Annotated in this window: 13 protein-coding genes; 8 read left to right on the top strand and 5 right to left on the bottom strand. The window is 42.7% G+C overall.

From position 1 onward, the window contains the following. Positions 1 to 6: 6 nt before the first annotated feature. The 3 genes from hemH (at position 7) to FZC78_RS15145 (ending at position 3,098) form a co-directional block, all read left to right on the top strand. On the top strand, positions 7 to 936 hold the full coding sequence (gene hemH, locus FZC78_RS15155) for a ferrochelatase (RefSeq protein ID WP_148940809.1): 930 nt from the start codon (positions 7 to 9) through the stop codon (positions 934 to 936). A 32-nt stretch (positions 937 to 968) separates the two neighbouring features. After that, a complete protein-coding gene (gene hemY, locus FZC78_RS15150) occupies positions 969 to 2,369 on the top strand; it encodes a protoporphyrinogen oxidase (RefSeq protein ID WP_148940807.1) in 1,401 nt (466 codons plus the stop codon). Between the two features lie 477 nt (positions 2,370 to 2,846). Next, on the top strand, positions 2,847 to 3,098 hold the full coding sequence (locus FZC78_RS15145) for a hypothetical protein (RefSeq protein WP_148940805.1): 252 nt from the start codon (positions 2,847 to 2,849) through the stop codon (positions 3,096 to 3,098). 57 nt (positions 3,099 to 3,155) lie between these two features. Here FZC78_RS15145 and qoxD read toward each other — a convergent pair whose 3' ends face one another. The 5 genes from qoxD to FZC78_RS15120 all read right to left on the bottom strand — a co-directional run bounded on the left by qoxD (position 3,156) and on the right by FZC78_RS15120 (position 9,560). Beyond that, positions 3,156 to 3,455, bottom strand: coding sequence for a cytochrome aa3 quinol oxidase subunit IV (qoxD, locus tag FZC78_RS15140; RefSeq protein WP_148940803.1), 300 nt, complete (start codon positions 3,453 to 3,455; stop codon positions 3,156 to 3,158). Next, positions 3,455 to 4,060, bottom strand: coding sequence for a cytochrome aa3 quinol oxidase subunit III (qoxC, locus tag FZC78_RS15135; RefSeq protein WP_148940801.1), 606 nt, complete (start codon positions 4,058 to 4,060; stop codon positions 3,455 to 3,457). Before qoxC ends, qoxD begins: the two co-directional genes overlap by 1 nt. Next, complete coding sequence (gene qoxB / locus FZC78_RS15130; RefSeq protein ID WP_148940875.1) at positions 4,050 to 6,026, bottom strand: cytochrome aa3 quinol oxidase subunit I; 1,977 nt, start codon at positions 6,024 to 6,026, stop codon at positions 4,050 to 4,052. The genes qoxC and qoxB overlap by 11 nt, the downstream gene beginning before the upstream one ends. Beyond that, positions 6,016 to 7,044: a cytochrome aa3 quinol oxidase subunit II gene (gene qoxA / locus FZC78_RS15125; RefSeq protein WP_148940799.1), complete on the bottom strand. Its 1,029-nt coding sequence runs from the start codon at positions 7,042 to 7,044 to the stop codon at positions 6,016 to 6,018. Before qoxA ends, qoxB begins: the two co-directional genes overlap by 11 nt. A 1,100-nt stretch (positions 7,045 to 8,144) precedes the next feature. Next, positions 8,145 to 9,560 (bottom strand): LysM peptidoglycan-binding domain-containing protein, encoded by a 1,416-nt coding sequence (locus FZC78_RS15120; RefSeq protein ID WP_148940797.1) that lies wholly within the window; start codon positions 9,558 to 9,560, stop codon positions 8,145 to 8,147. Positions 9,561 to 9,757: 197 nt separating this feature from the next. On the opposite strand from FZC78_RS15120, the gene FZC78_RS15115 reads away from it, so the two are divergent. From FZC78_RS15115 to FZC78_RS15095, 5 genes are all read left to right on the top strand, one after another. Then, on the top strand, positions 9,758 to 10,333 hold the full coding sequence (locus tag FZC78_RS15115) for a TetR/AcrR family transcriptional regulator (protein ID WP_187444947.1): 576 nt from the start codon (positions 9,758 to 9,760) through the stop codon (positions 10,331 to 10,333). Between the two features lie 69 nt (positions 10,334 to 10,402). Next, positions 10,403 to 12,610, top strand: a complete 2,208-nt coding sequence (locus FZC78_RS15110) for a YhgE/Pip domain-containing protein (RefSeq protein WP_148940795.1) — start codon at positions 10,403 to 10,405, stop codon at positions 12,608 to 12,610. Positions 12,611 to 13,043: 433 nt separating this feature from the next. Next, complete coding sequence (locus FZC78_RS15105) at positions 13,044 to 14,057, top strand: DUF3231 family protein (RefSeq protein WP_148940794.1); 1,014 nt, start codon at positions 13,044 to 13,046, stop codon at positions 14,055 to 14,057. Between the two features lie 372 nt (positions 14,058 to 14,429). Then, positions 14,430 to 15,434, top strand: coding sequence for a phosphotransferase enzyme family protein (locus tag FZC78_RS15100; protein WP_148940792.1), 1,005 nt, complete (start codon positions 14,430 to 14,432; stop codon positions 15,432 to 15,434). Further along, the gene (locus FZC78_RS15095) at positions 15,434 to 15,775 is read left to right on the top strand and encodes a nuclear transport factor 2 family protein (protein WP_148940790.1); all 342 of its coding nucleotides are present in this window, start codon (positions 15,434 to 15,436) and stop codon (positions 15,773 to 15,775) included. Before FZC78_RS15100 ends, FZC78_RS15095 begins: the two co-directional genes overlap by 1 nt. Positions 15,776 to 15,789: the final 14 nt, after the last annotated feature.

The following is a 15,789-nucleotide window of genomic DNA, read 5'->3' as shown; positions in this document are numbered from 1 at the left end:
ATCAATATGGCAAAGAAAAAAATGGGGCTCCTTGTAATGGCTTATGGAACTCCTTATAAAGAAAAAGACATCGAACGGTATTATACACATATCCGCTATGGCAGAAAGCCTTCTCCTGAGATGCTTGAAGACTTGACACAGCGTTATGAGGCAATCGGCGGAATCTCTCCTTTGGCAAAAATCACACTTGACCAAGGTAAATCTCTTGAAGAGCATCTAAATGCCATCCAGGATGAAGTGGAGTTCAAAATGTATCTTGGCTTAAAGCATATTGAGCCATTTGTTGAAGATGCGGTCCAGCAAATGCATGAAGATGGAATCCAAGAGGCAGTATCAATCGTCTTGGCTCCTCACTTCTCCACCTTCAGTGTTAAATCCTACAACGGACGTGCCAAGGAAGAAGCAGCTAAAATCGGAGGTCCGAGCATCACTTCGGTTGAAAGCTGGTATGATGAACCCAAGTTCATTGATTACTGGGTTAAGCAAGTAAAAGATACCTATGCGAAAATGACGGAAGAAGAACGGAACGGGGCTGTTTTAATCGTTTCAGCTCACAGTCTTCCTGAAAAAATCCTCAAAGATGGAGACCCTTACCCGAATCAGCTTCAGGAAACAGCTGATCTGATTGCCAAAGGAGCGGGAATCACTGAATATGCTGTCGGCTGGCAGAGTGAAGGAAACACACCTGATCCATGGCTCGGCCCGGATGTCCAGGATTTGACGAGAGACTTGCATGAGAAAAAGAACTATAACACATTTGTTTACATTCCAGTAGGCTTTGTGGCGGATCATTTGGAAGTTCTTTATGATAATGATTATGAATGTAAAGTTGTCACAGATGAAATCGGCGCAAGCTACTACAGACCGGAAATGCCAAATGCCAAGCCGGAGTTCATTGATGCAATGGCAGCGGTTGTAATGAAGCATTTAAAATAAGAATCAAAATTATAAAAAGAAGGCGATGAGCAGTGGAGAAACAGAAGGTAGTAATTATCGGCGGGGGAATTACAGGATTAACATCAGCTTACTATTTACAAAAAGAAGCTGAGAAGACCGGCCGTCCACTTGAAATTAAGTTAATAGAAGCGAGCCACAGGCTTGGCGGCAAAATCCAGACAGTGACACGGGACGGTTTCATAATTGAACGGGGACCGGACTCTTTCCTCGAAAGAAAAACGAGCGCAGCAAAGCTGTCTAAGGAAGTCGGCATCGATAATGATCTTGTGAACAACTCAACAGGCAAGTCTTATGTTCTTGTTAATGAGGAGCTTCATGCCATGCCGGGCGGATCTGTGATGGGCATTCCGACACAAATGGCTCCTTTTGTTACTACCGGTTTGTTTTCTATGCAGGGCAAGGCAAGAGCTGCAGCCGACTTTATTTTACCTAAATCGAATGCAAAAGGTGATCAGTCACTCGGCCAATTCTTCAGAAGAAGATTGGGCGATGAAGTTGTTGAAAATTTGATCGAGCCACTTTTATCCGGGATTTATGCGGGAGATATTGACAAACTAAGCCTAATGTCAACATTTCCACAGTTCTACCAGGTTGAGCAAAAACACAGAAGCTTGATTCTTGGCATGAAAAAAACGACCCCTGCACCGCAGGACAAAAGCGGCAAGAAAAAAGCGATCTTCCTTACATTGACTAAAGGACTGCAGTCATTGGTTGATGCTATAGAGGAAAGGCTTGCAGCTGACTCAGTTCTGAAAGGTGTCAGAGTTGAAAAGATTGAGAAACAAGGAAACAGCCGTTATTCTCTGGTGCTCAATAATGGTGAAAATCTTGATGCGGACAGTGTCATCCTTACAACACCGCATCCAACCATACCGGCAATGTTTCCACAATACAGCTTCTTCGACCATTTGAAATCGATTCCTGCTACCTCAGTGGCAACTGTCGCCATGGCTTTTCCGGAAGAAGCGATTCAAAAGGACATCGACGGAACTGGTTTCGTCGTCTCAAGAAACAGCGACTATACGATTACAGCCTGTACGTGGACGCATAAAAAGTGGCCGCATACAACTCCTGAAGGCAAAGTATTGATCAGATGCTATGTGGGAAGAGCGGGAGATGAAGCGGTTGTCGACCTATCTGACAGCCAGATTGAAAAAATAGTACTGCAGGACCTGAACAAAATCATGAATATTACGATGGATCCGGAATTTACAATCGTTTCTAGATGGAAGGATGCTATGCCGCAGTATACGGTCGGGCATAAAGAACGATTAGAAGCGATGCAGTCCACAGTCCGCAATGAATTGCCGGGACTATTCATCGCCGGAAGCTCATTCGAAGGACTCGGCCTTCCCGATTGTATTGATCAAGGTGAAAAAGCCGTCGAAAACGTATTAAACTATCTTTCATAAAATTTTACGCATGCCCGCTGGTTCCTTCCAGTGGGCATGCTTTTTTTGTTTTGAAAATAGATCTTGAGAGACTGTCCCCTTTTGTTGTGGTAATGTGCTAAATTGGTTGGTTTGTAATGAGTTGTTACTAATTGTTGGGTGGGGAAGTGATTAAACAGCATGGAAGCCAGGAGGTTTTCGGTTTGATGCAGTAAAAAGTGAGTATATACAGCATGAAATCAGGAGAATAGAGGGCTCCATGCAGTAAAATGTGTATTTAAACAGCATGAAATCAAGAATTTAAAGATTCGATGCAGCCAGAGAACCGTCCAGCCAGCATGAAACAAACAAACTAGAGGATAAAGAGCGTTATTCCAACCATATATATAATCCAGCTCAAACAACTATTTTTGAACTTTTTAAGAATTTTATTTGACAAATCTGTGAACAAACATAAAATAGTAGTATATAAAGGAAAATATATAGGGGGAAAAACGGATGGGAGACAAACATCAGACATTAGCAGCCATTAAATGGTTTTCAGCGGCAGGAACAGCAATCGGATTAGTCTTAACAATTTACAGCTTTTTTGTAAGCGGTATCATGCAGGAGTACTTTCTTTCTATTGGAATCGGTGTGATGGTCGGCTTCATGTTCATCTTTGGAACATTGATTTTCCTGCCCCTGATTGAAGAATTTACGGGAAAAAGCAAGCCTGAAATGACTGGCATTATTAAAAATCGATTATAATTGTAAAAACAAAAAAGGCTTGGAGAATACATCTCCAAGCCTTTTTAAGTGATTTTATTAGTGAGCGGCATGGCCTGAAGTCAGGACCCAGATGGAGCCGACTACAATTACAGCCGCACAGAATACTGCATAAGCTATGTTGATGATCTGTACTTTGCTGTCTTCACCTTCATTGACATGCATGAACATGAATAATTGCAAGCCTGCCTGAACGACGGCGAGCGTGCCAATCACCCAAAGCACTACAGTAAATGAGAGAGAGGTTTTTAAAGCAACCCAAGCTGCTACAAAGGTAAGGACGAGTGACATGATAAAGCCGGCAAAGTGGCTTATTGGGTAGCTTTTTGTCTTTTCCATTATAGCATCATTCCTTTCAAGTAAACGAATGTGAAGATAAAGATCCAGACGACGTCAAGGAAGTGCCAGTAGAGTCCGATGATAAAGACTTTACGTGCTGTTACCGGAGTAAGTCCTCTCTTGACAAGCTGGAAGATGACCATGACTGCCCAGAATATACCGAATGTAACGTGGGCTCCGTGTGTTCCCAGCAGTACAAATAGACTGGAGAGGAAGGCGCTTGTCTGCATAGTCGCTCCTTCATGGACATAATGGATGAACTCATTGATCTCCATGAATAAGAATCCGGCACCAAGGCCAAGGGTGATGATCAACCAGGTAATCAGGCCTTTTAAATTGCCTTTTCGCATTTCAAAAATAGCCAGCCCGCATGTAAAGCTGCTTGTAAGAAGCAATACTGTTTGAATCATGACTTCCTTCATCATAAAGATATCCTGATGTGCAGGACCGCCGGCATAACGCTGGCTCAGCACAGCGTAAACCGCAAACAAGGTCGCAAAGAGAGCAATTTCCGCTCCAAGGAAAATCCAGAAGCCTAGTATATTTAATCGGTTTTGTTCAGTTTGATATTCTAAAGGGAGTGAAGTATCGACTTTAGCTGACATGTTTGTTCACCTCTCCTTTTTTGTTTCTCCAAGAACGCTCTACTTCTTTGATTTCATCAACAGGGATGTAGTAGCCGTCGTTATAGTCAAACGAGCGGTAAATCAAGCCTGCAATGATACCAAGTGAAGCGATGACTGTGGCAATCTGCCATTCAAATACCAGGAAGAATCCGGCTATTCCGAAGAACACGCACATAATGAACGGCAAACCGGAATTGCTTGGCATATGAATCTTTTTGATTTCAGAATCGCTAAGTGACAAACCTTCATCATGTTTCTTCATATACCAGAAAGCATCGATTGATTTCACTTCAGGCTGCTTGGCAAAGTTGTAGTATTGAACCGGAGAAGCAGTTGCCCACTCCAGAGTTCTTGCATCCCAAGGATCGCTGGAGATATTTCTGTCGGCATAACGGATGCTCCAGTAAATGTTATAGCAGAATACTGCGAAACCTGCTGCTAGAATGATCGATCCGATAGCAGACAGCAGGAACAGATTTGAGAAACCTGATTCTACTGAGAATGTGTAAGAACGGCGGACCGCTCCTTTTAATCCCAGGAAGAACATTGGCATGAACGTTACATTGAATCCGATGTTGAATAACCAGAAGTGCCATTTTCCTAATCGCTCGTTCAGCATATGGCCGAACATTTTTGGCCACCAGTAGTACAATCCAGCGAATACGGCATAAACCACACCAGGAATCAATACATAGTGGAAGTGGGCAACCAGGAACAAGGTATTATGGTATTGATAATCTGCTGCACCCATGGCAAGCATGACCCCTGTTACTCCACCAATCGTGAATGTCGGGATGAAAGCTAGTGCCCACAGCATGGAGGTAGTCATCTTGATTCGGCCTTTTCTCATTGTAAAGAGCCAGTTAAAGATCTTAACACCAGTCGGGACGGCAATCATCATCGTGGTAATCGAGAAGAAAGAGTTGACGGCAGGACCGGATCCCATAGTATAGAAATGGTGGACCCATACGACCATACTCAATACGGCAATACCGACAATCGCATACACCATTGATTTATAACCAAATAGTGATTTTCTTGAGAATGTAGCAATGACTTCAGAAAAAATACCAAAAGCAGGCAATGCTACAATATATACTTCAGGGTGTCCCCATAACCAGAAGAGGTTTGCCCAAAGCATGTCACTTCCTCCACCGGAGACCGTGAAGAAATGAGTACCAAAGATACGATCTGTTGTCATCAGCGCCAATGCTACTGTGAAAATAGGGAAAGCAGCGACGATAATCACAGATGTAATCAATGTTGTCCAAGTGAACATTGGCATTTTCATTAATCCCATGCCTTTTGTTCTCATTTTTAAAATAGTGACGATGAAGTTGATCCCTGTCATCAAAGTACCGATACCGGCAATCTGAAGGGCAACTGCATAATAGTTATTCGCGATACCCGGACTGAATTCTTTACCAGCCAATGGGAAGTAAGAAGTCCACCCAGCATCAGGGGAGCCCCCGATGACGAATGAAAGGTTGAACAGCATTGCTCCTGCAAAGAACAGCCAGAAACTGAGTGCATTCAGCTGCGGAAAAGCAACATCACGGGCACCGATTTGCAGAGGAATCACCACGTTCATGAGACCAATCAAGAAAGGCATCGCCATGAACAAAATCATGATGACTCCGTGCGTTGTGAAAATTTCATTATAGTGTTGTGCATTTAGGAATTCCATCTCTGGTCTGGACGTCTGGGCTTTCATCAGCAGTCCGTCTATTCCTCCGCGGAAGAACATCAGGACAGCAGCGATGATATACATGATTCCAATACGCTTATGGTCTACTGTCGTAATCCATTCCGTCCAAAGCCATTTCCACTTTTTCAAATAAGTAATCCCGGCCAAAAGTCCGATCATTGTGAGTCCTATTGAAATTTGGGCTCCCAAAATGAGGGGATCACCCGTAACAAAAAATTCATCCCATTTAATGCCCATGGTGCTCACCTCCATCAGAATCTTCTTCATCATCATGTTCACCATGTCCGGAATGGTCTTCATCTCCGTGTTCATCATGATCAGATTCATTCTCATTATCTTCATTCTTGTAATTATCTTCTTCTTCAAACGTTTTACCTTGGTAGCCATGGTAGCGGTACAATTCAGGGTTTGTGTATGTTTTCGAATCCATATCCGCATGGTTCACCCAAGCAAGGTGTGTATCATTGAATGTCATCCGGCCAAGGTGGGTAGGTTTTAGAAGCTCTTCATATTTATCTTCTGTAAGTTTAGGAGCAGTGTCCTTTACTTCTTCAACCCACTCATCATAATCAGATTGTGTTTGTGCTAAAACTTCAAATTCCATTTCAGCATATCCGCGGCCGTTAAAGTTGGAGTTTTTCCCCATATAAGAACCTGGGTTATCGGCTGCAAGGAAAAGCTCGGTTTCCATTTTAGCCATTGCATATTTCTGGCCGCCAAGTGCAGGTACCCAGAAGGACTGCATCGTACTGGCTGAAGTAAGTTTGAATAAAACAGGTGTATCTTCTGGAATGTTGACATAGTTGACAGTCTCGATTCCTTCCTCAGGGTAGCTGAAAATCCATTTCCAATCCGCGGCAGTTACATGGATGGTAATCGGATCTTTTTCTTCGAGTGTTTCAGGAACTTCTTCCAAAGCGTAAAGCGTCTTAACGGTAGGTATTGTCAAAGCAATAACGATAAGGATCGGAATTCCTGTCCAAATGATCTCGAGCAGTGTGCTTCCATGTTCTTCTGGAGGCTCATAATCCATATTTTCAGGCTTTTCCCTGTATTTCCAAATGATATAAGCAAACAATGCAAATACGATAACTACGACGATCAGCATCCATATCAGTGACCAATTAATCAGGTCTGTAATGGACCTCGCCACCGGCCCCTGTGGTTCGAATACAACCATATTTGTTTCGCAGCCGGTCAAGAAAAGCATCAGTGATAATGATAAGAATATCAGCAAAGGCTTTAGTGATCTCATCTCTGTTCCTCACCTTCTTTTTATAAATGTCACAAATTGTTCAAAATTTGTTCAGTGTTTCACAAACTTCCAGAAAAAAATTTATATATGCTTCAGAAGAGCGCATTTATCATAGTCGCGCCTTCTAGTAAGTGAATAATATCACATGAAAGCTGTTCAATTTGTTACAAAAAAAGTAAGGTTGATTTTTACAATCTTTCATTTTTAAATGAAAACCCTATGAAAGCTTGATAGGGCTGGGGTTGAGGTGCTTGGTGAATCTGTGACAAGAATTCGAACGTTTGATTGGGGAAGTAATTGGATGAAGTTGCAGAAGAGGTGGGCCAGTCTCGATGTAATGGAAATGTGAAATTAATGAAATTATGGAGACTAAACTGAGGGCGTAAACATTGAAAAAAACATTTAAATAGATTATGAAGGTTACTAATCCTCGTGCAGCAGCAGTAGTGTATATACAGGTTGAACTTCAAGCTTCGGTTTAGTTGACCGTTTTAAATCAACTAATGGATTTGGGTATCAGGATCAATCCAGGTGCCAGTTTATAATAGGCTCTTTTCGTAAACTTTGTTGCTATTTGATTCTAAAAAAATAGCCCTATAACAAAGATGAAATTTGGCAAAACCGAAAAGAAAAGAAAAGAGCTGCTCTTCCCCGATTAGAGTTAAAACTCTTAGTTTCCGGGGAAAAAGCATGCTCTTGGGATTTTTCCGAGAGCAACAATATATGCGAAAACAGCCTTATAATTAAACTAAGTGGTCTAGGGCATTAAGGGTTTTTCTTTGATGCGTTTTCCGCCTAAGCTTACATGAGTTTCTATAAATAGAAGAGAAAATGTATCCAAGCAGCGGAATGGATACATAACTCAAGAAAATACCTGAGAAGAAGATGTCCCCAAGCGGGCGGAATGGTTACATGAACTCAAGTAAATAGCTGAGATGATGTCCCTAAGCGAGCTGAATGGGCCCATGAACTTGTGTGAATAGAGAGAAAATGTCCCAAATCAAACCCAATAGATATGTCTTCATTAAGAATGCGAAAATGTACAAAAAAGGCTCCAAAAAAACAAAACAAAAAGATGCAGCAGTCACCGCAGCCTTCACTCATCTTCCATACTTCTTCACCGAAAAGGTCGCGTGCTGGACCAGCCAGTTTTGCGGAAATGCGCTGCCGAGGACCCAATAGCTTACTCCTCTGAGATTATAATCTTTTACCGTCTGGAATTTGGCAGCAATACTCCTCGCATCCTCAAACCACACTTCATTTTCCTGGCCGCTGTCATCGGTATAGGTAAAGAAAGGAGATTGATAGGTTTCATCATATTGAATGCTTACATTTTCCGACGCTGCCAGTTCAACTGCTGCCTGCGGTGAGATGGTTCTTGCTAAAGTTCCATCCACCCATGGGATTTTCCATACTTTTCCGTATAGCGGGACACCCATTAAAATTTTGCTGCGGGGAATGACGGTCACGGCATAATCAAGTACCTTCTTCACTTCACTGATGGGAGCTATCGCCCAAGGTCTGCCGCCTGCCCAGCCCCACTCGTAGGTCATCAATACAACAAAATCAACTATTTCGCCATGAGCCTCGTAATCATGAGCCTCATACAACAAGCCGACTTGGTCTTCCTTAATTTTCGGTGCGAGGGCAGTGGATACCGAATACCCCTCCGGCCTTAGTCTCGCCACGATTCTTCTTAAGAAGGTATTATAATTTTCTCTGTCTTCGGGATATACATATTCAAAATCGATGTTAAGGCCTCCATATCCTTTCTCTCTGATTCTGGCGAGTATAGTGCTGATCAAGGTTTCCTGCTTTTCCTCACTTCTTAAAACTTCAGCTGCAAGGTCTGAATCAAATGTACGGTTGGCAAAGTTAGTCAGAGTCAGTAAAGAAACAACATTGTTGGATTTTGCCGCAGAGATCAGGTCTGCATCATTTAATTCAGTGATGCCTCCATCCGATGTAATCGAATGGGTGAAAGGAGTTAGGTAGGTAAAATAAGGTCCAAGGTTTAAAGCTTCACCAACACCTTCTGAGCCCGTCCTTGTGGAATAGGCATTCACTTCAATTTCGGGCTGTTTTCTGGGAAGCCTGATAATTTGTCCTTCATTGATGGCGGATGGGTTGGCAAGATTGTTCAGGGATGCAAGCTCTGTTACCGTGAAGCCGTAGCGGTTAGCGATAGCATAAAGAGTATCTCCGGCTTTAACTGTGTATTCTAGGTAAGGAAGAAGAAGCAGCTGGCCGACAAATAACCGTGAAGGGTCAGACAGTTGGTTAAATCGGACGAGGGTGGTGAATGGCACCCTTAAGCGTTGAGAGATCGACCATAACGTATCGCCTGGCTGGACAATATACTCCTGTTCCGGTTGTGGAACGAAAAGCGATTGCCCGATGACCAGCTGGTCTGGGTTTTTAAGCTGATTTCCAGCTGATATCTGGTTTATGGGCACCCTGTATTTTTGAGAGAGTGACCACAATGTATCTCCTCCTTGAACCACATGTATATTCATGATGACTCTCCTTTCGAAAATCCTACCTTATTTAACATATATTCTTCTTCTGCCTGTCCCTATTCTAATAGGTGGCATGAACGCATGCAGACTAAATTTAAATTCCATTTGTTATTTGTTATAGGTTATGATAAAGTAATGACATCAAAGGTGACCAAAATTCTAATTTAGTCAAATGGTCAAAAAGAGGTGGTTCTTTGTCCATAGACCGAAAAAAACAAATCATAGATGCTGCCACAAAATCATTCTCATTGTTTGGTTATAAAGCTACCACGATGGATCAAGTCTCCAAGCTTGCGAATGTTGGAAAGGGAACAATTTATAATTTTTTCAAAAACAAAGAAGAGCTTTTTGATGAAATTACAGGGTCTCTTATTAAAGAAATGAAAGAGGCGGCAGAGGGAGTAATCGACCCGGATCATTCCTTTTATGAAAATGTCCATGCAGCCCTGTTCCGCATACTCGAGTTTAGAAAAGAACATCAGCTGACCATTAAACTCTTCCAGGAAGAAAGGGAAATGGGGACACCTGCTGTCATTGAAGTCCGGAAGCGATTGGAAGAAGCTATCATCTCCTATATTAAAGTGAAGATAACGGAAGCGGTCGATAAGGGTGAGATCAGGCCATGCAATCCCGAAGTCACCGCCTTCATCATGCTCCAATTGTATGTATCCCTCATATTTGATTGGGAACAAGAGCACAAACCCCTTGATAAAGATGAGATAGCGAAGCTGTTCGAAATGTATATATTTGAAGGATTATCTCCAAGGTAATTCTTTCTTTTTGCTTAAAAGTGACTATGTGTCCAAAATAGTCAATTATTCATACCAGGAGGATGTAAAATGAAATCATCATTATTTTTAGCAGAAATGAAAAGCATTTTTAAAAATCGGAAACTGCTCATTCCGATTCTTGCTGTCATGTTTATTCCAATTTTGTACAGCGGAATGTTCTTGTGGGCGTTTTGGGATCCATACAGCCAGTTAAAGGATCTGCCTGTAGCTGTCGTCAATAATGACAGTGGAGCAGTCTTTGAGGGAGAAGATATGAAGCTCGGAGATGAATTGGTAGAGAAGCTGAGGGATAGCAGCCAATTTCATTTCCAATTTGTCGACAACGATGAGGGATATGAAAACCTGCAGCAACAGGAGTACTACATGCTGGTTGAAATCCCTGAAAATTTTTCAGGAAATGCAACTACCTTGCTGGATGAACACCCTGAAAAGCTTTCTTTGAAATATGTGCCGAACGAGGGCTTTAACTTTCTGTCAGCACAAATCGGGGATACTGCTATCAAAGAAATAAAAGCGAGCTTATCGAAGAGTGTCACAGAGACCTATGCTGAAACGATGTTTGAAAACATTGATAAAATGGGCCAGGGCTTTGCAGATGCAAGCAAGGCGGCTGATGAGCTTAATGAAGGCTCTGGAAAAATTTCTACTGGTGCCACTGACATTAAGGAAAACCTTACGAAGCTGGCTAAGAAAAATCTCGAGTTTGATAGTGGTTTATCCGAAGTTAAAAGCGGGGCAGATCAACTTGCGGCTAAAACGAAAGAGCTGTCTGTAGGGCTCGGCAGGATTTCGGGCGGATACAGCGAGCTTTATCAAGGAGCTGAAAAGCTGCAGGCGGGTTCAGAGGAAGCTGCTGCAGGAGCTGACCGGCTCGAAAGTGGTACAGGTCAAGCTGCAGCAGGGCTTGGAAAGCTCTTGGACAGCAATGAACAATTAAAGAGTGGAGCTGGTAATGTCGTTGACGGAGCGGCCTCTCTTGAAAAAGGGGCTTCCGAAGTTCATTCAGGTGCTGTCGAACTCAGCGAGGGAATGTCCACTCTTGATCAGGCATTGACACCGGTGCTGGAATCTTTATCTGAAGAGAAGAGTGCTCAGCTTAAGGTTCTATTAGAAAAGTTGAAAGCAGGAAGCGGCAATCTTGAAACTGGAACAGCCGGATTAACCACAGGTGCTTCTGAATTACAGTCTGGTGCCTCTCAGCTTCAAGACGGTCTTCAGCTATTTGGCAAAGGCAGTGCTGAATTGAACACTGCATTAGCTCAGCTGCAAGAAGGTGCTTCAGGACTCTCCCAAGGGACAAAAGAATTGGCTGCAGGACAGTCAGATTTCATTTCAAACTTTTCCAAAGCCAATCAAAGTCTCTCAGATGCTGTAACTGGCTCTCAACAAATTTCAACGGGAGAATCTGATTTACAAGATGGCTTAGCGCAGCTTCAGGATGGGTCAGGTAAATTAACTCAGGGATCTCAGGACCTTGCAGAAGGTTCAGCCCAGCTGGAAGAAGGTACCGACTCCCTTTATAAGGGAACAGCCGAATTCAAGGAAGAAATGAAAAAAGCAGATGAACAGGCGAATTCAATCCAAACCACCGAAGAAACTTCGGATATGGTGGCAGAGCCGGTTGAAGTGGAGAAAGAGGCGGTGAACCATGTGCCGAATTACGGAACTGGTTTTGCTCCATATTTCCTTTCCTTAGGTTTGTTTGTAGGGGCATTATTGATTTCGATTGTCTATCCGCTCCGTGAACCTGCCGCTATACCTGCTTCAGGTTTCGCCTGGTTCAGAGGGAAGCTTGCGGTTTTGATCGTATTTGGTGTTATCCAGTCCTTGATCGCTGACAGCATCTTATTGTTTGGGTTAGGAATAGAAGTTCAAAGTGTACCTTTATTCATTGCAGTGTCCATTGCTGCCAGCCTTACATTTATTGCTTTGGTCCAGGCTTTGGTCACAATCCTAGGAGACCCTGGAAGGTTTGCAGCCATTATTATCCTGATCCTGCAGCTGACCACAAGTGCCGGTACGTTCCCTCTTGAACTGATCCCTGCACCGCTTCAGCCGATAAGTGCCCTGCTTCCGATGACTTATTCGGTAGCGGCCTTCAAAGCAGTCATTTCAAGCGGTGATTTCAGTTTCATGTGGCAGAACACAGGCATCTTAGCCGTTTATTTTCTAGTGTTTATTACATTTACTGCCGTATACTTCTCAGGATACTTCAAGAAGACGTATAGCAATGAGATTGTAGAAACCCATAACTAGTTAAGAATACTGTAGATAGAGGTGTCGAGGAGAGGTCTTCAAGAGGACCAAAGGAAGCGAAAAATCTAAGATAAGAGGGCCTCAAACGGGCTTCTAGAGACCCATGGAATCTCAAAAACAAGGATGAGAGGCCTCAAGAGGACTTTTGATTTCTTCATAAAAGGTTTCTTCTCTTTGAACAGGAAGAACAATGTTTTTAGTCACTAGAATGGTTATCGTAAGAAGCCAGAAACTTCTCTGAAAATGAAGAACTTCATAAAGACGCTGTGTTTGTCCCACGACAGACACAGCTTTTTTTATAACTATTTCGAGCAAAACGGCTGGAGTATACATAAATATCCGGGTCTATTGGAGGGGTTGGAAGAAATTTTACATTTTAACGAGTGTTGCCGGCAATAATAATAATATGAAAAGAGTCCGACGAGGTGACCTTATGGAAAATAATCATCATACTGATCTAACATCAGCTGAAATCGCCATGCTTTGGAATACATATATGGCTGACACGATGGCTTACTGTATTCTGCACCATTTCCTGAAAACAACGGATGATAAGGGGATTGACCCTGTTATCAAGTTTGCTTTAGATATTGCCAAAGAACATATCGAAGTCATTCATGCGCTTTTTATTAAAGAAGAACTGCCTATCCCGAATGGATTTGGGAAGAATGATGTTAATTCTGAAGCCCCCAAGCTGTTTTCGGATGTAACTTACCTGAGATATATTCACCATGTCGGTAGAAGCGGTTTGAATGCCTATTCTCTTGCGAAAGGCGTCTTGGCAAGAAGGGATGTCAGGGATCTGTACAGCAAGTGGCTGCAGCAGTCCAACGAATTATTTGACAGAGTTTCTGAAATCATGCTGGAAAAAGGCGTGTTCATCAGATCACCATACATGGCTTATCCAGAGAGGGTCGAGTATGTGACAGATGTTGATTTCATGGGAGGAATATTTGGAGAGAAGCGGCCCCTGCTTGCAATGGAAGTTGCCCACCTTGGCACAAATATAGAAGTATCGAATGTTGCCAAGACCCTGCTTATGGGATTCGGCCAGGTAGCTCATTCAAGGAAGGTGTCAGATTACTTTAAAAAGGGGTATGATGCCTCCAAAGAACATAATGAGAAGTTCATTGCCTGTTTAAAATCAGACGACTGTTCCTATCCTTCCACATGGGATTCGACGATTACTTCCTCCACAAAAAGTCCTTTTTCAGATAAACTCATGATGTTTCAAATATCGGCGCTGAATTCAATTGGCATGGGTGATTACGGAATGGCGCTTGCCTCCTCTATGAGAAAGGATATAGCACTGCTTTATGAAAGGCTGCTCATAGGCCTTGGAAAATACGCAGATGAGGGAGCTAAACTCATGATCAGGCAGGGCTGGTTTGAAAAACCTCCGCAGACATTGAATCGTGAGAAACTTCGCAGGCAGACGAAAAAATAATACACAAAATATTACATTTAAGATAAAATAGATTTGTTGGGAAATTATACTAAAAAGGAGGCTGATATTGTGGTATCGAATAAATCTAAACTAGAACGAAAGAACACCGATATCCTGTATGAGTTCTCCTTTTCATGGAGATAACATAGCTTTGGCTCTGGAATGGAGGCTGTCGGATTGATTGGCAGCCTCTTTTTAGATGATTGAAATTCATATACTGCATCTGGTTGGACAGCTCTTAACTATGTTCTCCCGTCAGCTTCAGCGCCCGAGGGTCTTTACCCGCCGTAACTGAACTGCGAGCCTATGCATTGGAATTGAAATCGGTGCTCCTGACTTCTTTCCGTTCTGCGAAACAGGAGGAAAATAGTGATGATGAAACTTTCTTTAATGCGGGATTTCCTGCACTCGCCCTTTCAAGAAGAGTGGGTTACCAATGCTCTTGAATTATGGGAATACGAAAAGGGTTCTGTAAAATTTATGCGAGCCAGCAGTAATTTCGTTTATTCTTTCAAAAGAGGAAATTCCTCTTTTATCCTGCGGATCACACCTGCTGGGGACAAGGAAAGACTGGAAAGGGAACTTCAGTTTCTTGATGTTTTAAGTGCGAATGGCATAGCGGTGAATATACCAATCCTCTCGGTCAATAGCAAGTTCATAGAAGAAGTGCAGACAGAATGGGGCACTTTTCATGCTGTGGCTTTGAATTTTATTGAGGGATCTCATCATGAAATGGAAAAAATGGGAGATAAGCAATGGATAGCCTGGGGAAAAGCATTGGGAAGCATTCATCAGGTGTCTAAGAAATCGGGTGTCTTAAAAGATATTCGTAAAATGGAAGACTTGTTGAATATAACAGTTCCCGGACTCCCGTCAGCAGTTCAAATGGAAGAGGAAGTTCTCGGAGAATGGCTGTTGAAGCTTCAACATAAAGATGATATATACGGGCTAATTCACTTTGATTTTGAATTGGATAATATCATCTGGCAAGAAGGCCATCCGCAATTCATAGATTTTGAAAGCAGTGTGGCAGGATGGTACGCAGCGGATATATGCTTTGCTCTAAGAGACCTTTTCGAAAGGGACAGCAGTCTTAAAAGCAGGGAATTCCTTCTGTTTATAGAGGGGTACCGCCTTATCTGCACACTGTCTGATGAGGAAGTTTTAAAGATTCCTATGTTTCTGAGACTGCATAATTTGATCATGTTTAAACAGTTGAAAAAATCGTTGGACGTGGTCATTGACTCCGGGCAGCCTCAGTGGGTAAACGGTTTAATAGTCAAATTGGAAAATAGACTGAGATGGTACGAGGAAAGTATCAAAGCTGCAACAGCTGGAATAGCAGCAAAAGAAGAAAATGGAAGGCAGGGTCAATAATGAATACAAAGGCAGAAGAATTGGCACAAAAGCAGCTTGACGCGTATAATGCCCAAAACCTGGAGGCGTTTCTGGAATGCTACAGTGATGATGTGACGGTCATGGAATTTCCATCGAACGCTGTGGTGTACCAAGGAATTGAGGAGATGAAGGAACGCTATGGTAAAATGTTTCGCGAGAATCCTGATAACCATGCCGAGCTCCTGTCCCGCATTATAAAAGACAATATTGCTATTGACCATGAACATGTCACAGGCAGAGCAAATGGCAGGGAGAGCTTTGCCGTTGCGATGTATGAAGCTCTGGAAGATAAAATAAATAAAGTATGGTTTGTGGTCTAACCGATAGAACATGT

The sequence above is a fragment of the Rossellomorea vietnamensis genome, from assembly GCF_008180415.1.
GTDB lineage: Bacteria > Bacillota > Bacilli > Bacillales > Bacillaceae_B > Rossellomorea > Rossellomorea vietnamensis_C.
The sequence above is the reverse complement of the archived record's forward strand: the minus strand, read 5'-3'. Positions and strand labels throughout refer to the sequence as shown.